Here is a 22,359-nt window from a genome sequence, read left to right on the forward strand (position 1 = left end):
CTGACCGCTTCGTACTGCGGAGGTCCTTCCCGGCCCCCCATCCACGAGCGCTCCCCACACCAGGAGCAAGGCACACGCGCCCAGCCCAGCCGCCACGAGCAGAGCACCCACAAACCGTCGATTCATCGGCAACTCCCCCTGCATGACAACACACGGCCTCGACCTGTCTCATCTCTCGTTCCACCATGCACACCGGAAACCGGGACCTGACCGCCCTCCTCACCGGGCCGCGTTCGCCTCCGCGAGTTCCTTGGTTCGCATGACCGCATCCTTGACGATATCCGCCCAGGGCGCGTTCTCGGCCGGATGGCCTTCTTCCTTGATTCTCCAGTGCATGGTGATGTCGAGTTCCAGGCCGTCGCGATCGTCCATGATGGTGTTCGTGACGAACCCGCTCCACAGGGGATTGTCGATCAACTTGAACACGATGCTGCGGGTGTTGATATCGAAGGTGATGATCTCACGCGTCGGTTTCTCGCCGGTACTGTCATCCATGTACATCAGTCGGTCGACCGTATTGGGCCCCAGCCGTCGAAGAATCTCCGAGCGCGTCACCTTGGCAATGAACTTCTCGGGTGTCTCGACCTTTTCCAACAGATCCTTCCAAAGGACGTCGACCGGCGCATCCACGCGTGTACGGTAGCCCACAAGTGCCATTTCATTCCTCTTCTTCCTGGCGTGATGCTGTCCCCGGCAAAGGCAAGCGGCACGACCTTGCAACTCGTCGGCTGCAGCCGGTTGCCGGACAGCGCCCGCGCGAGCACACCGATCGTTCGCACCTAGTCCCTGCCCAGGATCCTGACAATTCGGTCGTATAGGGATAGGAACTTCAGCGCACATCTCCTCGATGGGGCCTCCCAGGCCAGCGGCCTCCGGTCCCCCATTCTACCACAGTGACCGCCCGTGTTCGATGGAGCTGTGGCCTCCCACACCCTGAGCCCCCAAAATCGCCCGCAATTCCCCATTCCGACCCGGTCCGCGGCAGACAGGCCCGTCGATCGTCCCTATCGGTGGCGATCCCGGCTGCCATGATCTCAGGTGGGGTTCAGTCCCAGTCGGGGTGGGTGGCGCCTGCCGTCTGGTCCATCCCGGGCCAGGCGTCAGGCGCCGGGTCCTGGTCGAACGGGCCAGCCCCCTGCCCTCTCCCAGCCCCATCTCCTGCCGCGCTTCGCTGAGCAGCTGCACAGCGTCGCTGCGGCTGATCCAGTGTTGCGGTCACCGCCTGCCGCAGGCGCGCGTACGGTGCCAGCACGCCGCAGTAGCGGTGCTTGTGGACACGCGGCGGGGTCACCAGCGCGGACAGGCGGTCCAGGAGTTCGAGCCGTGCGCTGAACACGCCCCAAACCCCCACCACAAACCTGTGAATCTTTCGTCAATTACTCTTGATTGCCCCCCAACCGGGAAATATCTTGTCAAAGGCGGGTCGCCCCGGCCCGCGCGTCTTCCTGCCCGCAACCGACGGCGGCCACGCGCATGAGCACCTCGACCAACCCCGACTCCCGTCCCGAAGCCTGGCCCGAGGCCTGGCCGGACGCGTGGGCCGAGGCCGCCACCGCCGGCACCTGCCTTCATTGCGGCAACCCCCTCGGCCGCTTCTGGCGCACGGCCGACGGCCCCTTCTGCTGCCGCGGCTGCAAGGGCGTGTACGAGATGATCAACGCGGCCGACCTGTGCCGCTTCTACGACCTCGCGCCCGACACCCACGCCCCCGCCGCCGTGCTGCGCCCCGACAGCTTCAACTGGCTCGACCGCCTGCTCGACGACCACGCCGGCGGCGCCCTCCACCTCGAACTCGGCATCCAGGGCGTGCATTGCGCCGCCTGCATCTGGCTCATCGAGGAGCTCTTCAAGCGGCACGCGGCCGGCATCCAGCTGCGCATCAACCCCACCCTCGGCCACGTCGACCTGTCGTGGGATCCGGAGCGCGGCGACCTGAAGACGTTCCTCGCCGAGGTCGAGAAGTTCGGCTACCGGCTCGGGCCCCGCGCCGAGATCGACCGCAGCGCCTCGCGCGGCCTGCTCATGCGCATGGCGATCGCCATCGCCATGGCCCTGAACGTGATGATGTTCAGCCTGAGCTTCTACTTCGGCCTGGCCGACGGCGCGCTGTTCACCTTCTTCGGCTGGCTCAGCCTGGCGCTGGCCACGGTGTCGCTCTTCGCCGGCGGGGGCATCTTCCTCAAGGGCGCCGTGGCGGGTCTGCGGCGCGGCGTGCTGCACCTGGACGTGCCCATCAGCCTGGGCATGGTGCTGGCCTATCTCGGCTCGACCTGGGCCTTCCTCACCGGCGGTCCCGACCACACCTTCTTCGACAGCCTGACCGTCTTCATCGCCCTGATGCTGGTGGGGCGCTGGGCCCAGGAGCACATCCTCGAGCGCAACCGCAACACGCTGCTGGCCTCGTCGGGCGCCGAGCACATCGCCGTCAAACGGTTGGAGGACAACGACCTGAAGGCCGTCAGCGCCGAGGAGATCCGGCAGGGCGACGAGCTGTGGATCGCCCCGGGCGACCTGCTGCCCGTCGAGGGCATCCTCATGCGGCGGGCCACCGAGGTGAGCCTCGACTGGATCACCGGCGAGTCCGACCAGGTCGGCTACGCCCCCGGCGAGACCATCCCCGCCGGCGCCTTCAACGCCAGCCACCACGGCTTCACCGTCACCGCCACCGAGGACTTCGCCGAGAGCCGCCTGCAGGACCTGCTGCGCGCCACCACCCTCAGCGACGAGGAGTACCGGCCGCGCTGGTGGCACGCCGTCAGCTCGTGGTACGTGGCGGCGGTGCTCGTGGCCGCGTTCGGCGGCTTCGCCCTCTGGGCCGGACGCGACCTGACCATGGCCCTGAAGGTCACCATCTCGATCCTGGTCGTGACCTGCCCCTGCGCCCTGGGCCTGGCCACGCCTCTCGCCGAAGAGCTGATCCACTTCGCGCTCCGGCGCAACGGCGTCTTCATCCGCAAGCAGAGCTTCATGGAGAAGGCCCTGTCGGTGCGCCAGGTGCTGCTCGACAAGACCGGCACCCTCACCCTGGGCCAGCTCGTGCTCGACGACGCCTCGCGCGAGACCGTCGCGCGCCTGGACGCCCGCGCCACGGTGGTGCTGCGCCACATGACCGCGCGCAGCAACCATCCGGTGAGCGCGTGCCTGGCCGCCGCCGTGGCCGCGCGCCACGATGGCGAAGCGCCCGGCATCGCCGGCGCCGCCGGCGAAGAGCTGACCGAGGTGCCGGGCGCAGGGCTGGAGATCGAGCTGAGGGACGGCACCTGGCGCCTCGGACGGCCCGCCTTCGCCCTCGACGGACGCACCGACGCCGGCCGCCCCGAGGGCACCACGGTGCTCTCCCGCGACGGCGTCGCCGTGGCCGCGTTCCGCCTCGACGAGGAGTTCAAGGCCGACGCCCGCGGCGAGGTCGCGGCCCTGCACGAGGCCGGCTACGACGTGCGCATCCTGAGCGGCGACGCGCCGGCCAAGGTCGCCGCCGCCGCCGCCGCCCTCGGCATCGCCGACGACCGCTGCGAGGGCGGCCTGAGCCCCGAAGCCAAGGCCGCGCGCGTGCGCGAACTCGACGCCGACGACACGCTCATGGTGGGCGACGGGCTCAACGATTCTCCCAGTTTCGAGGTAGCCTTTTGCGCGGCGACCCCGGCCGTCGATCGACCCGTATTGCCGGGAAAATCGGACTTCTTTTTTCTCGGTGACGGCATCGCCGCGCTGCGCCGTTCGCTGGCCGCCGCGCGCGAGCTGCGCAAGGTCGTGAAATTGAATCTCGCGATCGCTGTGCTGTACAACCTGGCGGCCGTCGCGGCCTCCATGATGGGCCTCGTGACCCCCGTCGTGGCGGCCATCATCATGCCCATAAGTTCCATATTCGTAGTGAGCTTAACAGCGATCCGCCTATCGGCCGGGAGGTTGAGATGGATGTGATTATCGCTCTCGTTTTCATCAGCCTCACCCTCGTCGCGGCGGGCCTCGTGTTCTTCTTCACGCGCCTCTTCGAGGGTGACTTCGAGCACGGCGAGAGGCTCTCGCTGCTGCCCCTCGAGGACGACGACGGCATGAAAGATTTTGACCCGGAAAACAATGATGACAAAATTGTCCGCAAGTCTTCTAATGGCGAGAAGAGTGGACCGGATTGCGACGATTGAGCAGAAGGAGGAAGGTGCTCTCAATGGAAGCAACGAACACCCAGATGAAGACGGTCGTCTACGATGATGCCATCGTGCGGGCGTTCTCGATCATCACCATCGTGTGGGGCGCCGTCGCCCTCCTGGCCGGCGTCATCATCGCCGCCCAGCTGAGCTTCTGGCAGGCCAACCTCGGCCTCGAGTGGACGAGCTTCGGCCGTCTGCGCCAGTTGCACACCAACGCCGCGATCTTCGCGTGGGTGGGCAACGGGCTCTTCGCCGGCATCTACTACTCCAGCCAGCGCCTGCTGAAGACGCGCATGGCCAACGACATGCTCAGCTGGGCCCACTTCTGGGGCTGGCAGCTGGTCATCGTCGCCGCCGCCGTCACCTACCCGCTGGGCCTGACGCAGGGCAAGGAGTACGCCGAGCTCATCTGGCCCATCGATCTGCTCGTGGTGGTCGTCTGGGTCATCTTCGGCGCCAACTTCTTCTGGACGCTGGCCAAGCGGAACGAGAAGAACCTCTACGTCGCCATCTGGTTCTACATCTCGACGATCGTCACCATCGCGGTGCTCTACATCGTCAACAACCTGCAGATCCCGACGAGCCTGACCCACAGCTATCCGGTCTTCGGCGGCGTGCAGGACGCCCTGGTGCAATGGTGGTACGGCCACAACGCGGTGGCCTTCTTCCTCACCACCCCGCCCCTGGGCCTGATGTACTACTTCATGATCAAGGCCGCCGAGCGCCCGGTGTACTCGTACCGCCTGTCGGTGGTGCACTTCTGGTCGCTGATCTTCATCTACATCTGGGCCGGCCCGCACCACCTGCTCTACACCGCCCTGCCCGACTGGGCCCAGACCCTGGGCATGATCTTCTCGGTCATGCTGTGGGCGCCCAGCTGGGGCGGCATGCTCAACGGCCTGCTGACCCTGCGCGGCGCCTGGGACAAGCTGCGCACCGACCCGGTCATCAAGTTCTTCGTCGTCGCCGTCACCTTCTACGGCATGTCGACGTTCGAGGGCCCGCTGCTGAGCGTCAAGAGCGTCAGCGCCCTCGGCCACTACACCGACTGGATCATCGGCCACGTCCACGGCGGCGCCCTGGGCTGGAACGGCTTCATGACCTTCGGCATCCTGTACTGGATGTGGCCGCGGCTGTACGGCACCAAGCTCTACAGCACCAAGATGGCCGAGACGCACTTCTGGCTCGCGACGGTCGGCATCCTGATGTACGTGGTCTCGATGTGGGTGTCGGGCGTCAGCCAGGGCCTCTTCTGGCGCGCGCTGGACGCCGAGGGCTTCCTCAAGTACCCCGACTTCATCGAGGGCCTGACCAACTCGCTGGCCATGTACCACACGCGCCTCGTGGGCGGCGTGCTCTACTTCGGCAGCTCGCTGCTGCTGATCGTCAACCTGGTCATGACGGCGAAACAGGGCGCGCCCTCGACCGTCAGCATCCAGGTCCCGGCCCGCAAGCCGGCCGGCGACAAGGCGAGCGCCCTCGAGCTGCTCACCAGCGCCCCGATGCTCTTCATCGTCGGCATCCTCGTCGTGGCGATCTGGTTCGGCGTCTCGGGCACCATGCTCAGCCCGGTGCTGCTGGCGCTGCTGGTGGTGCTCTGCGTGGGCGCCATCATCTCCTACGGCATCCACCAGAAGAAGTGGGGCTACTGGTACGGCCTGGTCGAGCGCAACGCGCTGGTCTTCACCGTCCTGGCCCTGGTCGCGATCCTCATCGGCGGCGCCGTGGAGATCATCCCCACCGTGATCAAGAGCAACGCCATCCCGCGCGACATCACCGAGGAGATGATCGCCGAGAATCCCGCGCTCGCCGAGACCGCCAAGTGGATGCAGAAGCCCTACAGCCCGCTGGAGCTGGCCGGCCGCGACGTCTACATCACCGAGGGCTGCTACGTCTGCCACAGCCAGATGATCCGGCCCTTCCGCCACGAGGTGCTGCGCTACGGCGACTACTCGCGCATGGAGGAGTCGCTGCTCGACCATCCCTACCAGTGGGGCTCGAAGCGCACGGGTCTGGACCTGGCGCGCGTCGGCGGCAAGTACGACAACCTCTGGCACTACCTGCACCTGATGGATCCGCGCTCGACGTCGCCGGCGTCGAACATGCCGACCTACACCCACTTCAAGACCAAGACCGTCGACCCGGCGGTGGTCCGGAAGCGCATGGAGGTGCTGAAGTTCCTGGGCGTGCCCTACACCGACGAGGAGATCGCGAACTCGGCCGAGGTGCTCGCCAGCCAGGGCCGGCTCATCGCCGACGACCTGGCCGGCAAGGACGTGAACATCGCGCCCGACAGCGAGATGGCCGCGGTGATCGCGTACCTGCAGCGCCTGGGCCGCGGACCGCAGCCCACCGCGCCGGCGCCGGTCGAGACGGCGGCGAAGGAATAGGAAGGGAAGATGTTCCAGGAGTTCTACGCCCAGAGCGAGCACCTGGTCTGGCCCCTGATCGGGCTGATCATCTTCGTGGCGATCTTCGTCGGCGTGCTGGCCTACGTTTTCCTGGGCCTGCGCGACCGACGGAAGATCGATGAGATCGCGGCGCTGCCGCTGGACGATTCAGAGGAAGAGATTTCCACGGGCCGCTGAAATTCCGGGAAGCTTCCCGAGGCCGAATGGGAGGGCCGATTCAATGAGCGACAAGCAGGACATCACCCGCGACAACCGCGAGGACTACCGGCCGGATACCGTGCTGAGCCACGAGTTCGACGGCATCCAGGAGTTCGACAACCGGCTGCCGAACTGGTGGATGTGGATCATGTACGGGACGATCATCTTCAGTGTCTTCTACTGGATCGTCTTCCACACCCTCGAGCTGCGGCAGCTGCCGCGCGAGCAGTTCGCCGAGGTCATGGCCAAAGCCGAGGAGGAGCAGCTGGCCCGCATGGCGGCCGCCGGCATCGACAACGACTTCTTCGTGGCGCTGGCCAAGAACGACGCCAAGGTGGCCTCCGGTCGCGAGATCTTCACCAAGCACTGCGTGGCCTGCCACCTCGACCAGGGCCAGGGCCTCGTGGGCCCGAACCTGACCGACGGGGTGTGGATCCACGGCTGCGATCCCATGTCGATCCAGAAGACCGTGAACGAGGGCGTGGCCGCCAAGGGCATGCCCGCCTGGCTGAACCAGCTCGGCCCGTCGCGGGTCATGGACGTCGTCGCCTACGTGATGACGATCCGGGGCACCAACGTGGCGGGCAAGGCCCCGGAAGGCGAGCCTTGCGAGTTCTGACCGGACCGCTGATGTTGAAGGGCGGGCGCACTCGTGCTCCCGCCCTTTTCTTTTTGTGGCAAACGCATAGCGGCGTAATGGGATTTGATTACTCCGCTTTTGAAAGGTAGGTCTCCATGGCCGCCGAGAAGCGCACCCCCGACCTGAACACCATCTACACCATCAACGCCGACGGCTCGCGCAACATGCTGCAGGTCGACGTCGTCAAGGGCCGCTGGACGACCCGCAAGTACCTCATGTACGCCGTGCTGATCCTGGTCTACATCGCCGCGCCCTGGATCACGATCGGCGGCCACCCGGCCGTGCTGATCGACATCCCCGGCCGGGCGGCCTACCTCATGGGCGCCACCTTCACGAACCAGGACTTCCACCTGTTCTTCTTCGTGCTCATCGGGCTGGGCATCGCGCTCTTCGTCGTCACCTCGCTCTTCGGACGGGTGTGGTGCGGCTTCGCCTGCCCCCAGACGGTGTTCATGGAGGGCGTCTTCCGCCCGATCGAGCGCATCATCGAGGGCCGGCGCGTCGAGCGCATGCGGCGCAACAAGGCGGGCGGCTTCGACAAGACCTGGCGCAAGGTCGTCAAGCACGGCGCCTTCATCTTCCTGAGCTGGAACTTCGCCATCGCCTTCATGTGCTATTTCATTCCCACGCGGGAGATGCTGCACCTGATCCCGTTCTTCGACGGCGACGTCACGCCCCTGATCTGGAGCCTGTTCTGGACCGCCCTGCTCTACTTCGACTACAGCTGGTTCCGCGAGCAGACCTGCCTGATCATCTGCCCCTACGGCCGCCTGCAGTCGACCCTCGTCGACTACGACACGATCATCATCGGCTACGACAAGACCCGCGGGGAGCCCCGCCACAAGGGCAAGGACAAGGGCGGCGACTGCATCGACTGCCGGCGCTGCATCGACGTCTGCCCCACGGGCATCGACATCCGCAACGGCCTGCAGATGGAGTGCATCGGCTGCACCGCGTGCATCGACGCCTGCGACGACATCATGCGCAAGATCGACAAGCCGGAGGGCCTGATCCGCTTCGACAGCTCGCGCGGCTTCGAGACGGGCAAGCCCGCCCGCCTGCTGCGCCCGCGCTTCATCATCTACGCGGTGATGATCCTGATCCTCGCCGGCCTGTTCGTCATGCGCGCCACCCGGCGGGAGAACTTCCAGGTGACGGTCATGCGCAGCCAGGGCCTGCCCTACCAGATCGACGGTGACATGATCCGCAACCTGTACACCATGCACCTGCAGAACAAGACCGACGGCACGAAGGTGTACTTCCTGCGGCCGTCGGACGACGCCTTGGCGGGTTACGAGGGCGTGGAATACATTATCCCGCAGGAACGGGTCGAACTGCCCGGCTTCGGCGACCGCCAGCTGACGGCGTTCGCCATGATGCCCAAGAAGGCCTACACGCTGCCCGAGGACTTCCACTTCGCCTTCACGGACTCGGCGACGGGCATCACCCAGAACATCAAGGTGCGCTTCCGGGGGCCGTAGGCCGGCCCCCGCGACGCCGCCCGCAGACAGGACGTGCCCCGATGCGCAAGTGGCTCCACGACAACCCCTGGATCTGGATCGTGCTCTTCCTGGCGACCCTCGTGGCCGGCAGCATGGTGACCCTGGTCATCGCGCAGCTGAACCGGCCGGAGATCGTGAAGGAGAAGCCGAAGACCCACTCCCTGCTGATGAACGACGACGCGCAGCCCGCCGGGCTGCGCGTCGCCTGATCTCCCGCTCTCCTGCGGAATCTCCCCTATTTGAGCATCAGGATCGTGCGCTGGTCGATCTGCCCGGTCGTCTCGAGCCGCACGGCGTAGGCGCCGCTGGCCACCTGGCGTCCGGCGTCGTCCCGGCCGGTCCAGACCACGTCCTGCGGGCCGGCGTCGCGCTCCCCGTCGACCAGGGTCGCCACGCGGCGCCCGGTCAGGTCGTAGACCGCCACGCGCACATGGCCCCGGCGGGCCAGGGTGAAATCGATGCGCGTGCTCGGGTTGAACGGATTGGGCACGTTGGGCAGCAGTTGCGTGGCCAGGCGCGGCGGGCCGTCGACCTGCACCGAAGCGGCCGCGCTGCGGGCCCACTCCCTGCCGTCGGTCACGATGGCGTAGGAGTAGTCGAGCGCGCCGCCCACGGTCGGGCCGGGCCGGTCGGTGTAGCGGACCAGGCTGCCCACCGGCGCCAGGGGCTGCTCCGTGAGGCGCACCTCGGCCGTGTCGGGGGCGCGGCGGTACACGTGGTAGGTGGCCCCGTCGCCGCCCACGGCGGGCCAGCTGAGCTCGACGACGCCGTCCTCGCCGACGAGCGCCAGTGGGGTCGGCGCCACCACCGCCACCGGATCGACCGCGTAGCCGAAGATCGGGAACGCCTCGTCGCCGATGTCGAGGATGCAGCCCGGCACCTCGCCGGGCACCTGCGGGGTCCAGGTCACGTCGATCAGGACGAAGCCGTTGTTCGGCACCACGACCGGGCCGCTCAGACCCGTCAGCTCGACGTTCTGCCCCGTGTCGCAGATCAGCTGGATGTCGAGATGACGCGATCCGCCGCAGCTCTCCACGTAGAACTGGCGGGTCACCGGGACGCCCGCCTCGACTTCCCCGAAGTAGATCACGTGCACCCAGTCGGTGCCGCACCAGGTGCCGGTGTTGCCGTTCACGGCCGCGACCCACGGCTCGCCCGTCACCGTGGTCAGGGGCCGCAGGGTCTCCGGATCGTCGCCGGAGATGAAGGCCATCGCGTCCGGCAGCGAGGCCGTGTGGATCGGGACGAGCGACAGGTCGACCGGGACGGGCACCTCGGTCACCAGAAGGTCGAAGGAGGCCACGCGCACGGCGGCCGTGGGCGGCAGGGGCGACGCGAGACCCACCGCGAATTCGGGCGCGCTGCGGGCGTTGATGGCCTGGCCTTCGAGCTGCCAGCCGGTGAACACGCCCGGCCCGTCGAGCGCGACCCGGCACTCCCAGGCCAGGACACCCCCCGCCCCGTCGTCGCGCCGGATCACCAGATGGCCCGTGACCGTGGTGAACGCCGTCTCGGCGACGGCGAAATTCTCCTCGTAGGCAGGATCGAAATAGATGCCGATCTCGTCGGCGGCCCTCGCGGCGGGAGCCCCGGCCAGCACGGCGAGGCCCAGGGCGACGAGCACGACGGGGATGGCGCGGCGTCCGGTGGTCATGGCATTCCCCCTTGGTCGGAACGGATCTCCGACGATTCTAGCATATTCCGGGGGCCTGCGGGTCCTGCTTCGCGGGTCCTACTTCACGAGCGCCAGCTTCACCACCTGGGCCCCGCCCCCGCCCTCGACCCGGCCGAAGTAGACGCCGGCCGCCGCGGGGCGGCCCTCGTCGTCGGCCCCGTCCCAGCGCAGCTCGTGGGTGCCCCGGTCCTGGAACCCGTCGAGCAGCGTGCGCACGACCCGGCCCCGCGCGTCGATCACGCGCACCCGCACCGCGCCGGGATCACGCAGCTCGTAGGCGATCGTCGTGCGCGGGTTGAAAGGGTTGGGATAACCGCGCAGGTTGGCCACGAAGCGCTCGAACGCGGGCGTGCCCGGTGCGGCGCTGGCGGCATCGCCGCTGATCTCCTGCAGCGGCAGCTGGTCGAAGCTGTAGTCGGCGACCGAAGCCTGGACGTTCAGCAGCGTGGCGTCGAGAGCCACGTTCCCCGCATCGCCGGTCACCTGCAGCAGGGCGTAGCCGAGTCGCGGCGAGGGAATCCCCGCCGCCGCCGCGAGCTCGCCGAGGCGCGCCTGGTGATGGCGCAGGTCGGGCCCCATGGGGAAGGTGCAAGGCGCACAGAGCGGGCCGCCCGGACCCGCAAGGGGCGCACCCGTCGACTCGTCGAAGATCCACAGGTCCACCCGCGACGAATCCCCGGCGGCGGTGAGCAGGCCGCCGGCGTAGGTCATGTCGATGATCGTGTCCCACGAGTTCGGATCGAGGGCGGTCCCGGTGGAGAAGATGCGGGGCAGCACGAACTGCCGGCCGCACGACGGGCTCGGCACCGGTGCGCCGAGCGGCACGGGCGAGAGCGCGCTGGTCTCGATCTCCGCCGCTGACGACCGCGAATACAGGGTGAATCCCGTGACCCCGATGCCGGCGCCGTCGGGCACGTCGAAGAGGGCGAACATATCCGGCGCCTGGCTCGGGAAACCGCCGGCCGCGAAGATGAGGTCTTCGACATCGATCGCCTGGTACGAAGCCAGCACGTCCGAGCCCATGGGGAACGAGCACGGGTTGCAGACGGTCTCGTCCGTGGCCGAGCGCACCGGCGTGCCGTCCGGATGGAAAAGGTAGAGGTCCACGATCGACCGCCCGCCGCCCCCGGCGCAGTCGCCCACGTAGCCCGCGGTCGTCGCCAGATGGAACTGGGTGTCGAACTTGGCGGGTCCGGACTCGATGGTGCCCTGGGTCTCCAGGATGTGGGGAAAGACGAGAGTGTCGGCGCCGGCCGGGCCGCCGGCGGCGCCCACCAGGGCGATCACGACGGCGAGAGCGGTCCGACAGGGGCGCAGCGTGCGGTTCATGGGGCACCTCGACGACAGGGTGGCGGCCTCTTCGGGATCCTTCCCATTATACCACACCGAAGCCCTCCTGATTTTTGGTCCGACGGCGTTTTTTTGGTGACAGTGGTCGATGATTTGATATACCATACCATAGTCATCCACATTCAGGTAAGGGGGCGCCGAACCAGTTGAGGAGGGACAGCCGTGGTTCACACGCGTCTTTTGCCTGCCATCCTGCCGCTGCTGCTCCTGAGCACGCTGCTGGCCGCGACTGCGGCCGCCATCCCCGCTCCCGAGACCTGGGACAACTCGTTCGGCGCCCCGGGCGTGAACGGGGACGTCTACTCCGTCGTCGAATACGGCGGCGATCTCGTGATCGGCGGGGAGTTCCTATCGGTCGGCGGTGTCGCCGCCACGAACATCGCGCGCTGGGACGGCGTGGCCTGGAGCCCCATGGGCGATGTCTTCGACGGGGCGGTCCGCGACCTCATCGTCTGGAACGGCGACCTGTATGCCGGCGGCTGGTTCACCGACGGCCTGATGCAATGGGACGGGCTGGACTGGTCCGCCGTCGACGGCGGCCTCGACGGCAGCGTCGAGGACATGACCATCTGGAACGGCAATCTCGCCGTGGGCGGCTACTTCAGCTCCGCCGGCGGCGGCAGCGCCTTTCCCAACAGCATCGTCGTGTGGGACGGCTCCTTCTGGGATGAACTGGACGGCGGCATCTTCGGCGACGTCTTCGGCGTCGCCTCGTACGGCGGCTCGCTCTACGCCTGCGGGACCTTCGACGACGCCGGCGGGATCTATGTGCAGAACCTCGCCCGCTGGGACGGCGCCGCCTGGCACGACGTGGGCGGCGGCCTGAGCGACGCCTCGTTCGACCCCTACGCCGCCTACGGCAACGGCCTCGCCGTGCATGGCGGCCAGCTCGTCGTCGGCGGCTACTTCGAGCGCGCCGGATCCCTGTCCATCGGCAACCTCGTCGCCTGGAACGGCTTCTCCTTCGGGCCGGTCGGATCGCAGCCGGCCTTCGACGAGGTGTACGCCGTCGGCACGGCGGGCCTCGACCTGATCGCGGGCGACGCCACCGGCGCCGTGCACCGCTGGGACGGCCTGAACTGGTCGCTGCCCGGCTACGCCATCGGCTACCCCGCCGCGGTGGGCGAGTACGGCGGCGACCTCGTGGTCGGCGGCGGGTTCGTGTCCATCGGCGGCGCTCCGGCCACCAGCCTCGCCCGCTTCGACGGATCCTGGTGGCCCATGGCGACCGGCATGGGCGCCACCGGCATCGTCGAGAGCCTGCACGAGTGGAACGGCATGCCCGTGGCCGGCGGCCGCTTCCCCGCCATCGGCGGCACCGCCGGCGTGGTCGCGGCCTGGAACGGCAGCGCCTGGACGCCCCTCGGCAGCGGCATTCCCTACGCCTTCGGCGTGACGGTCGCTTCGCTGACGACCTTCGAAGGCGACCTCATCGCCGGCGGCACCTTCTCCACGGCGGGCGGCGTGCCGGCCAACAAGATCGCCCGCTTCGACGGGACGAACTGGAGCGCCATGGGCGCCGGCTCCCTGGCCACCGTCAGCGGCCTGCTCGCCCTGGACGGCGAGCTCTACGCCAACGGCTACTGGAGCGGCCAGCAGACCCTCGGCCACTGGAACGGCACCGACTTCGATCCCCTCGGCACGAGCGTGCTGGGCGGGGTCCAGATCCTCTACTCCCTCGGCTCCTTCCAGGGCGACCCGGTCATGGGCGGCCACTTCACCTCGGTCGACGGCGTCGCCGCGGCCAACGTCGCGCGCTGGGACGGGGCCGTCTGGAACCCGCTCGGGGCCGGCACGAACGGGTCCGTCCATGCGATCCACGAGATGGGCGGCGTGCTCTACGTGGGCGGCGGGTTCAGCCAGGCGGGCGGGGTCTCCGCGACGAACATCGCGGCGTGGGACGGGACGACCTGGAGCGCCCTGGGCGGGGGCCTGTCCGGCGGGCGGGTCTTCGGCCTGGCCTCCATCGGGTCGGACCTCTACGCCACCGGCGAGTTCACCCAGGCCGACGGCCAGCCCTGCGCCTACGTGGCCCGCTGGGACGGCAGCGCCTGGCACACCCTCGACTCCGGTTTCGACGCCGAGGGGCGCACGCTCCTGGCCAGCGGCGGTCAGCTCTGGGCGGGCGGCGAGTTCCAGCTCGCCGGTGCGGCGGGTTCGCTGCGCGTGGGGCGGTGGCAGCCGTCCGTCGCCAGCGCCGCGCCGCTGGTTCGCGGCGACACGCGCATCGCCATGCGCCCGGCCTGGCCCAATCCGTTCACGAGCGCCACGGCCCTGGCCTTCGACCTGCCGGCCCCGGCGAACGTGGTCATCGACGTGTACGACCTGCGCGGCGCCCGCATCCGGACCTTCGCGCGCAACGGCCTCGCGGCCGGACCGCACCGCGTGTCCTGGGACGGTCGCGATGCGGCCGGACACGAGGCCCCGTCCGGCGTGTATTTCGTGGCGCTGCGGGACGGCGTCTCGACGGCCCGGCAGCGGGTGGTGCTGCTCCGCTAGTCGGAGAGGTAGTACTCCACCGTCGACACTACGCGCACCTTCTTGATGTGCGGATTGTTCTGGTCGCGGTCGGTGATCGAGAACTGGCCCTGCTGCGCCGAGCGGATCTTGCCGAGGGTGCTGCTGCTGTCGCGCGCGAACTTCTCGCCCACCTCGCGGGCGTTGCGCGTGGCCTCCTCGATCATGTCGGGCTTGATGTCGTTCAGGCCGGTGAAGAGGTACTGGGTCTGGGTGCCGTACTGTTCGCCGCTGAAGACGATGCCCTGGCGGCCCAGGTCGGCCAGACCCTTCTGCGCCGCGCGCACCCGCGCCACGTCCCGGGAGTACACGGTCACGACCTGCGTCGCCGAGTAGCGGAAGCGCGCCTCGTTGCCGCCGTACGACTGGGCCAGCTTGTCGACGATCGCCGGCGCGTTGCGGGTGATCTCGTCGGCGGGAATGCCGGCCCCGGCGAGGAACTTCTCGATGGCGGCGCTCTGCCCGCCGATGGTCCCGTAGAGGGCGTTCAGGTCGTTGTCGGCCGCGGTGAAGGCGATGGGCCAGATGACGACGTCGGCCGGGATCTCGCGTTCGGCGAGGCCCTTGACCACGACGGTGCGGTCGAGGGCCTTGACGCGCAGGGCGCCGGAGCCGAGGGTCCAGCCGAGCACGGCGCCGGCCGCGACGAGGCACACGCCGAGCACGAGGGTGGTCCTGGTGTTCATGGAATTCTCCCTGGTCAGGTTGACGACGGGCCGCCCGGCTTCTACTCCGGCGCCTGGAAAAGGTTCGCGACGAGGGCCTCGCAGGCGCTCGCCAGCACGGCCGCGAGGGCCGGCGGTTCGATGGCCGCCCCGCGCATCTCGAGCTCGGGCAGGCCGCCTTCCTCGGTCGGCGGCTTGACGACCAGGTCCCGGCTGCGCGACACCGACTCCGGCCCGATCAGCTCCACCTTGTCGCGCCACACCGACGACTCCCAGACGGCCGCGCCCGCGGCCAGATCGTAGACCACCAGCGAGACCGTGACCTTGCGTCGGATCTTGGCCGTGCGCTGCAGCGAGTTGGGCATGAGGTCGACCTCGCGGTCGTCGCGCACGTCCTCGCGCAGCGTGCCCGGCGGATCGAGCTCGGCGGTCTCCACCTCGTCGGCGTCGATGCGGGCGGCCACGGCGTAGTCGATCTCGGGCAGGTCGCCGTGCAGGAGCTGCAGCATGTCGGCGGTGACGGGTTCGCCGTTGGCGAAGGCCGCGTGCAGGCCGGCCAGTCCGCCGTCGGGCACGTTCTCCCGCACCGGGGGCCAGGCCCAGGTCGGCGGGTCCGGATGCGCCGCCAGCAGGGCGCCGTACAGGATGTCGGCCCAGGCGTCGGACTGGGCCATGAAGTCGCCGCCGAGCCCCGCCTCGCCCACCCCGGCGTCGGGCGCGGCGACGAATCCGACCACGGCGTAGCGCCCGCCCGCCGCCAGGGGATCGTAGCCGGTGTGCACGGCCTCGCGCTGCACCTTGGCGGCGCAGCCGGCGACTCCGGCGAGCAGCGCCATCAGGCAGGCCAGCCCGGCCGGCAAGGCAAGGGGCGGCGCGGCCATGCGCCGCCCCGCCCCGAAGATCTGGTTCCGTTTCGTCTGCGCCAAGATCACCCCTCCGCGGTCACGGTCTCGGGCACCTCCTTTCCGGTGCCGGTCGCGGCCGGCAGGGGGTGGAAGTGCAGTTCGGCCCGGAAGCCCCGCGCCAGGATCCGGTCCAGGTCGACCGGGCCGTTGAAGGCGATCGCCGCGGGGATGTTCCACTTGCGCTTGAAAACATCCCACTGTTTGTGGATCTGCGCCACATAATCCACGCCGGCCGCCGCGAAGCTGCGGCTGCCGAAGTGGTGCACGAAGCAGTCGCGGGCGATCAGGCACTCGTAGCCGGCCAGATGCGCCCGCAGGCAGTAGTCGTTGTCCTCGTAGTTGCCGATGCCGAAGACCTCGTCCAGCCCGCCGATGCGCGCGAGCAGCTCGCGCTTGATGAGCAGGCAGAAGCCGGTCAGCCGCAGGGTGCGGTCGACCCGTCCGGCCTCGTCGCGGGCGTGCGCGGCCGCGAACGCGTCGAGGCCCGCGACGTCGTCCAGGTCGCCCGTGCGGTAGCCCACCGTGCTGAGCCGCTGCAGGCCCGAGATCTCGTTGGTCACGGCGCCCACGAGCCCGGCCCGCGGATGGCGCTCGGCCGCGCGCACGAGCCGCTCGAGCCAGCCCGCGGTCACGATCGTGTCGCTGTTCAGCAGCACCAGGTGGCGGCCGGATGCGGCGGCCAGACCCAGGTTGTTGCCGCCGGCGAAGCCCAGGTTGGTCGCGCTGCGGATCACGCGCACGCGCGCGTGGCGCCCGGCCAGCCCGGCCAGCAGGTCGGCCGTGCCGTCGGTGCTGCCGTTGTCGACGAAGATCAGCTCATGCCGGGGATCGGTGTGGCGCAGCAGCGACGCGGCGCAGCGCTCGGTGTAGGCCGCCGCGTTGTGGCACAGCACCACCACCGACGCGCGGATGTCCGCCACGTCGGCCGCGTTCGCCGCCGAGCGGTCCGGGTGCAGGCGCCCCGTGTAGGTGTTCGCCGGGAACGCGATCAGCGGTTCGCGCCAGGGCCGGATCGCCCCGTGCTCCACCGGGGCCACGCGCCCGTCGGCGCTGATGGTGAAGTCGGGCCGGATGCGCCCGAGCCAGTTGGCCGAGATCAGCGCCTGGTCGTCGGCCGCGGTGCGCCGCGCCAGGACCGGATCCTCGGGCGCCTCGACCTCCGACACGCGCAGCCGGGTCATGATGCTCTCGTGGCGGTACACGCGGGTCCAGCCGCGCTCGCCCAGACGCAGGGAGAGATCGAGCCCCGCGGGCTCGGCCTCGGCCATGGGCTTGGGCCGGCTGAACTCCCGCCCGAGACCGTCGTCGAAACCGCCCACGGCGAAGAACGCGCTCGCCCGCACCATCAGGGCCTCGCCGGCCAGACCCTGCACGCTGAGGGGGCGGGTCGAGCCGGGCGCCTCGGCCCGCTGTCCCGCGTGGATGGCGCGCCCGGTCAGGCGCGGGCCGTGCTCGGTGGCCGTCTCCAGCACGGCCAGTCCGGCGTGGTCGATGAGGCCGTCCGGCAGGATGATCTTCCCCGCCACCGCACCCGCCAGCGGGTCCCGCTCCAGGGTCGCCAGCAGGGCTTCGGACCAGTGCGGGCCGACCACCACGCCCGGGTCCAGGAACATCAGGTATTTCCCCCGCGCCAGGCCCGCGCCGCTGTTCCGCGCCGCGGTGCGGCCGGGATTGCGGTCGAGGCTGACCAGGCGCAGTTCACCCTTTTCCGCTTGGTTGGCCAGGAACTGGCCGGAGTCGTCGTCCGACCCGCAGTCGACGACGATGATCTCGCAGGGAACGGCAGGGGGTTGGTCGCGCAGCGTCAGCAGCGTGAACTTCAAGCTGTTCAATTGGTTGCGTGCGGCGATGACGATCGAGAGGATCGTTCCGGCGTCGGTCATGGCTCATCTCCCGGGCCCAGGGGGAACAAGACGGTTGGATCCGGGAAATCTGTAGCAATTCGCGGGCCGGGCCGGGAGTGATCTTTCGCCGGGCCGGCGCCCGGCCGGGATGGACTTCTCTGTTCAAAATCGCTACCCTTGATCGGTCAGCGGCGGCCGTCCGGGCCACCGCCAGCCAAGGGGGATTCCCATGACCCGCACGCGCACCTTCACGGCCCTCGCCGCCCTGACCCTGGCCCTCGCGCTCGGCGCCTGCAAGGACGACGGCCACCCCAGCGCCTGTTCCGGCAACACGCCCACCCCGCCCCTCGTCTCCGCCTGGCCGCACGAGGACGGCCGGACCTGGAGCTACGACTTCATCTCCCTGTCGCGTGTCGACACCAACGCCACCCTCGTGGGCCCCGGCGAGACGATCCTGCCCCCCATGTCGTGGCTGCACGACCGCCTCGAGGAGCCCTTCGTCGCCGGCGACGGCGACACGCTGCGGGGCCGGTACGGCCTGACCTTCGACGGCGAGATGACCACCGACTCCGGCGTCACGACCCAGTACCTGCACGAGGAGATGCTGGTCGAGGAGCGCCCCGGACCCGCCGACGACGTCGACCCGCTGCTGGTCCTCCTGGCGCGCACGCGCCCGGACCTGCGTGATCGCCTGCCCGCCGCGGCGCTGGCCGCCGCCAAGTCCACGGCCGACGGATTCGCGCGGATCTCCGGCCCGCTGCTCCTGCACGGCTATGCGTTCGCCTGGGAGGACTCGGGCTACTACGGCTACGGCGACATCTCGACCCACCACAGCTGGGTCTTCATGGAGCGCGATCTCGAGGTGGGCACCGAGTTCTCCCTGCAGCTCGTGCCCGAACTGGCCGACGACATCTTCCTGTACGGTCGGGTCTGGTCGCGCGGGCCGGTCTCCGGCCTCGGCGAAACCCGCTGCGACGCCGTCGAGGTGATGTACGTGATCGATCTGGGCGAGCAGTTCGCGGTCGACGAGAACGCGGCCCTGGAGGGCGTGTTCCGCGGCTACGTCTACGGGGTGAATGTGTTCGTGCCCGGCGTGGGCCCGGTCTACAGCCAGGAGCGGAACCACGCCCTTTTCCAGACGGCGTACAACCCCACCGGGACCGAGGTCTTCGAGGCCGTCTTCGAACTGACCTACCGCGGGAGCGACTGAGGCCGCCCGGGCTCCGGACACGAAGCGCTCCGGACACGAAGCGCCCCGGACCTCGGCCCGGGGCGCTTCTTTGCCATTCCGCTCGTCCGGGCCGGCCTACAGCGCCTTGTGCCCCTCGATCAGCTTCTCGACCACCGACGGATCGGCCAGCGTCGTCACGTCGCCGAGGCCCTCGTACTCGCCCGCGGCGATCTTGCGCAGGATGCGGCGCATGATCTTGCCCGAGCGGGTCTTGGGCAGGCCCGGCACGATCATGATCTGGTCGGGCGTCGCGATGGGCCCGATCACGTGGCGCACCTGCTCCTTCAGCGCGCCCACCAGCTCGTGGGGCTCGCCGGCGTCGGCCGTGCAGATGACGTAGGCGAAGATGCCCTGGCCCTTGATCTCGTGGGGGAAGCCCACCACGGCGGCCTCGGCCACCGACTCGTGCGCCACCAGCGCCGACTCGACCTCGGCCGTGCCCATGCGGTGACCCGAGACGTTGATCACGTCGTCGACGCGACCGGTGATCCAGTAGTAGCCGTCCTCGTCGCGGCGACAGCCGTCGCCCGTGAAGTAGTAGCCCGGGTACTGGCTGAAGTAGGTCTCGTAGAATCGGTGGTGGTCGCCCCACACCGTGCGGGCCTGACCGGGCCAGGTGCGCTCGATGCACAGGTTCCCCTGCACGTCGTTGCCCTCGATGATCTTCCCGTCCGGATCCATCAGCAGCGGCTTGACGCCGAAGAACGGCAGCGTGGCCGAGCCCGGCTTGAGCGGCGTGACGCCCGGCAGCGGCGTGATGAGGATGCCGCCCGTCTCGGTCTGCCACCAGGTGTCGACGATGCAGCACTTCCCGTTGCCGACCTTCTCGAAGTACCACTTCCAGGTCTCGGGATTGATGGGCTCGCCCACGGTGCCGAGCACCTTCAGGGAGTCGCGCCGGCTCTTGGCCAGGAAGCTGTCGCCCTCGCGCGCGATGGCCCGGATCGCCGTCGGCGCCGTGTAGAAGATGTTCACCTTCAGGTCGTCGACGATCTCCCAGTAGCGGCCGGCGTCGGGATACGTGGGGATCGACTCGAACATCACCGTGGTCGCGCCGTTGGCCAGCGGCCCGTAGACGATGTAGCTGTGGCCCGTGATCCAGCCGATGTCCGCGGCGCAGAAGTACACGTCGCCCGGCCGGTAGTTGAAGACCATGCGGTGGGTCATGGCCGCGTACACCATGTAGCCGCCCGTGGTGTGCATGACACCCTTGGGCTTGCCGGTCGAGCCCGACGTGTAGAGGATGAAGAGCGGGTCCTCGGAACCCATCCACTCCACGGTGCAGGTCGAGCGCTGCTTCTTCATCTCCTCGTCGAGCCAGTAGTCCCGACCCGGCCGCATGGTCGACTCGGTGTCGGTGCGGCGGGCGACCAGGACGGTCTCCACCAGGTCGAGGCCGTCGATGGCGCGATCGACCGTGTCCTTCAGCTTGATCTTCTTGCCGCCGCGCAGCCCCTCGTTGGCCGTGATGACGACCTTGCAGCGCGCGTCGAGCACGCGGTCGCGGATGGCGTCGGCGCTGAAGCCGCCGAAGATGATCGAGTGGATGGCCCCGATGCGCGCGCAGGCCAGCATGGTGTAGGCCAGCTCGGGGATCATCGGCATGTAGATGGCGATGCGGTCGCCCTTCCGGACGCCGTGGGCCTTCAGCACGTTGGCCACCTTGGCCACCTGGTGCTTCAGCTGCCGGTAGGTGATGGTCTCGTACTCGCCCGGCTCGTCCTTGGCCCAGATGATCGCGGGCTTGTCTCCCCGCTCCTCCAGATGCCGGTCGACACAGTTGTAGCAGGCGTTCGTGCGCCCGCCGTTGTACCAGCTGAAGTCGACGTTGTCGTAGTCGTGGTCGAAGACCATGCGCGGCTTCACGAACCAGCTGATCGACTCGGCCTGCTTGCCCCAGAAGGTTTCCGGATCGTCGAGCGACAGGCGGTAGAGCCGTTTGTACTCCTCCATGCTCCCCACGTGGGACGTGGCGGCCACGTCGGGATTGGGCCCGTAGACCTTCTTTTCGTTGTTCTCGGACATGGAGAGACCTCCTGGGAGGGGCTGGGGGATCGAGTCGTGTGCAGCCGTTAAGCCATACCATTTTTGGCCGCTCAGGACAAGGAAACACCTATTCAATTGCCATTGTCTGCGCACTTACGGAGGTCCGCAGACCGTAGAGGAACACCACATCGGGGTGTTGTGAAGCTCTACGGTACTAAGTCGCTGCTAGACAACAAGTTATTCTGAACCAGCGATTTCGCGTCCCCGAACCGTTGAACACCTCAACGGCGCGCGAACCGCGGAATATGCAAAACCTTGTAAAACAACAACTTAAAGGTGTTAGTTTTTTGGCATCACGAATGCAATAGAGAGGATGAGCGAACGGGGATCCTCCCCAGACCGATGCCAAGGCCTTCACCGGGCCGGAAACGAAAGGACAAAGCCATGTCAGCCATCCTCGTCATCCTGATGGTCGTCGCCTTCTTCGCGATCGATGCCCTCAAACTGTACATCAAGCGTCGCCGCGGCGAGACCCCGGCCGCCGAGCCCATCAAGACGTTCTCGGCCGTGCGCTTCCCCAAGGGCCTGTTCCTGGCCGACAACCACGCCTGGGCCCGCCTGACCGAGCTCGGCGAGCTGAAGGTGGGCATGGACGAGCTCCTGACCCAGGCCCTCGGCAAGGTCGACGAGGTCGAGGTCATGCCGGTCGGCACCTCGATCAGCAAGGGCGACACCCTGGCCGTGGTCACGCGCCTCGGCCACAAGTTCCAGGTCACCTCGCCGGTCGACGGCACCGTCGTCGCCGCCAACGAGAGCGCCGAGAACAACCCCGAGACCGTGGGCCAGGACCCCTACGGCCGCGGCTGGCTGGCCACGGTGTGGCCGGTCGAGCACAACGAAGCCCTGCGCGACATGAAGGTCGGCGACAAGGCCGCCACCTGGCTGGGCCGCGAAGTGCAGCGGTTCACCGACTTCCTGACCGCCCGCACCAGCCCCGAGCTGGTCGGCGCCCTGGCCGCCGACGGCGCCCACCCTGTCATCGGGGCCGCCTGCAGCCTCGACGTCGAGGGCTGGCAGCTCTTCGAGACCGAGTTCGCGCGGATCCGGGATTGACCCGACACACGCCCCGACGGGCGCAGACGATGACGAGGGAGGGGCCGGGAACGGCCCCTTTCTCGTTGGGGGTGGACGGCACCGGGGCCCGGGGCCGAGGGGCGGAGCGTTCGTGCTCCGGCGCGACGGCGCCGTGCCGCGGCGGCGGGGCGCAGCAGCACGGCGGGGCGGCGG

At 68.8% G+C, this 22,359-nt stretch carries 17 protein-coding genes and 1 pseudogene; 10 read left to right on the top strand and 8 right to left on the bottom strand.

Annotated elements, in window-relative coordinates; genetic code table 11:
* Positions 1–219: 219 nt before the first annotated feature.
* Both KDM41_04980 and KDM41_04985 read right to left on the bottom strand, forming a co-directional pair.
* The gene (locus tag KDM41_04980; protein ID MCB1182766.1) at positions 220–657 is read right to left on the bottom strand and encodes a DUF1857 family protein; all 438 of its coding nucleotides are present in this window, start codon (positions 655–657) and stop codon (positions 220–222) included.
* Positions 658–1,210: 553 nt separating this feature from the next.
* A pseudogene (locus KDM41_04985) lies at positions 1,211–1,321 on the bottom strand (transposase).
* 152 nt (positions 1,322–1,473) lie between these two features.
* Here KDM41_04985 and KDM41_04990 point away from each other — a divergent pair.
* The 7 genes from KDM41_04990 to KDM41_05020 all read left to right on the top strand — a co-directional run bounded on the left by KDM41_04990 (position 1,474) and on the right by KDM41_05020 (position 9,108).
* Positions 1,474–3,921 (top strand): heavy metal translocating P-type ATPase metal-binding domain-containing protein, encoded by a 2,448-nt coding sequence (locus KDM41_04990; protein ID MCB1182767.1) that lies wholly within the window; start codon positions 1,474–1,476, stop codon positions 3,919–3,921.
* Positions 3,912–4,142: a hypothetical protein gene (locus KDM41_04995; GenBank protein MCB1182768.1), complete on the top strand. Its 231-nt coding sequence runs from the start codon at positions 3,912–3,914 to the stop codon at positions 4,140–4,142. The genes KDM41_04990 and KDM41_04995 overlap by 10 nt, the downstream gene beginning before the upstream one ends.
* A gap of 23 nt (positions 4,143–4,165) precedes the next feature.
* Positions 4,166–6,538: a cytochrome-c oxidase, cbb3-type subunit I gene (gene ccoN / locus KDM41_05000; protein MCB1182769.1), complete on the top strand. Its 2,373-nt coding sequence runs from the start codon at positions 4,166–4,168 to the stop codon at positions 6,536–6,538.
* Between the two features lie 9 nt (positions 6,539–6,547).
* Entirely contained in the window at positions 6,548–6,736 is a 189-nt protein-coding gene (locus KDM41_05005) for a cbb3-type cytochrome c oxidase subunit 3 (GenBank protein MCB1182770.1), read from the top strand.
* 43 nt (positions 6,737–6,779) lie between these two features.
* Positions 6,780–7,376 carry a c-type cytochrome gene (locus tag KDM41_05010; protein MCB1182771.1) on the top strand — a complete coding sequence of 199 codons (597 nt, stop codon included), beginning with the start codon at positions 6,780–6,782 and terminating at the stop codon, positions 7,374–7,376.
* A 116-nt stretch (positions 7,377–7,492) separates the two neighbouring features.
* Positions 7,493–8,878, top strand: coding sequence for a cytochrome c oxidase accessory protein CcoG (gene ccoG / locus KDM41_05015; GenBank protein ID MCB1182772.1), 1,386 nt, complete (start codon positions 7,493–7,495; stop codon positions 8,876–8,878).
* 41 nt (positions 8,879–8,919) lie between these two features.
* A complete protein-coding gene (locus KDM41_05020; GenBank protein MCB1182773.1) occupies positions 8,920–9,108 on the top strand; it encodes a hypothetical protein in 189 nt (62 codons plus the stop codon).
* Positions 9,109–9,134: 26 nt separating this feature from the next.
* Here KDM41_05020 and KDM41_05025 read toward each other — a convergent pair whose 3' ends face one another.
* The gene (locus KDM41_05025) at positions 9,135–10,553 is read right to left on the bottom strand and encodes a hypothetical protein (protein ID MCB1182774.1); all 1,419 of its coding nucleotides are present in this window, start codon (positions 10,551–10,553) and stop codon (positions 9,135–9,137) included.
* Between the two features lie 78 nt (positions 10,554–10,631).
* Entirely contained in the window at positions 10,632–11,903 is a 1,272-nt protein-coding gene (locus KDM41_05030) for a T9SS type A sorting domain-containing protein (protein ID MCB1182775.1), read from the bottom strand.
* 183 nt (positions 11,904–12,086) lie between these two features.
* Here KDM41_05030 and KDM41_05035 point away from each other — a divergent pair, with 183 nt between their 5' ends.
* Complete coding sequence (locus KDM41_05035) at positions 12,087–14,423, top strand: T9SS type A sorting domain-containing protein (protein MCB1182776.1); 2,337 nt, start codon at positions 12,087–12,089, stop codon at positions 14,421–14,423.
* Here KDM41_05035 and KDM41_05040 read toward each other — a convergent pair.
* The 3 genes from KDM41_05040 to KDM41_05050 are packed head-to-tail and all read right to left on the bottom strand — an operon-like array spanning position 14,420 to position 17,894.
* Positions 14,420–15,127, bottom strand: a complete 708-nt coding sequence (locus tag KDM41_05040; GenBank protein ID MCB1182777.1) for an SIMPL domain-containing protein — start codon at positions 15,125–15,127, stop codon at positions 14,420–14,422. The two genes, KDM41_05035 and KDM41_05040, sit on opposite strands and share 4 nt — an antisense overlap.
* Before the next feature lie 41 nt (positions 15,128–15,168).
* Positions 15,169–16,032: a hypothetical protein gene (locus KDM41_05045; GenBank protein ID MCB1182778.1), complete on the bottom strand. Its 864-nt coding sequence runs from the start codon at positions 16,030–16,032 to the stop codon at positions 15,169–15,171.
* 2 nt (positions 16,033–16,034) lie between these two features.
* Positions 16,035–17,894 carry a glycosyltransferase gene (locus tag KDM41_05050; protein MCB1182779.1) on the bottom strand — a complete coding sequence of 620 codons (1,860 nt, stop codon included), beginning with the start codon at positions 17,892–17,894 and terminating at the stop codon, positions 16,035–16,037.
* A 190-nt stretch (positions 17,895–18,084) separates the two neighbouring features.
* Here KDM41_05050 and KDM41_05055 point away from each other — a divergent pair, with 190 nt between their 5' ends.
* Entirely contained in the window at positions 18,085–19,065 is a 981-nt protein-coding gene (locus KDM41_05055) for a hypothetical protein (protein MCB1182780.1), read from the top strand.
* A gap of 96 nt (positions 19,066–19,161) precedes the next feature.
* On the opposite strand, the gene acs is transcribed toward KDM41_05055, so the two are convergent.
* Positions 19,162–21,111: an acetate--CoA ligase gene (acs, locus tag KDM41_05060; protein ID MCB1182781.1), complete on the bottom strand. Its 1,950-nt coding sequence runs from the start codon at positions 21,109–21,111 to the stop codon at positions 19,162–19,164.
* A 405-nt stretch (positions 21,112–21,516) separates the two neighbouring features.
* Here acs and KDM41_05065 point away from each other — a divergent pair, with 405 nt between their 5' ends.
* Positions 21,517–22,185, top strand: a complete 669-nt coding sequence (locus KDM41_05065; protein ID MCB1182782.1) for a glycine cleavage system protein H — start codon at positions 21,517–21,519, stop codon at positions 22,183–22,185.
* Positions 22,186–22,359: the final 174 nt, after the last annotated feature.

Source organism: bacterium, from assembly GCA_020440705.1.
Classification (GTDB): Bacteria; Krumholzibacteriota; Krumholzibacteriia; order LZORAL124-64-63; family LZORAL124-64-63; genus JAGRNP01.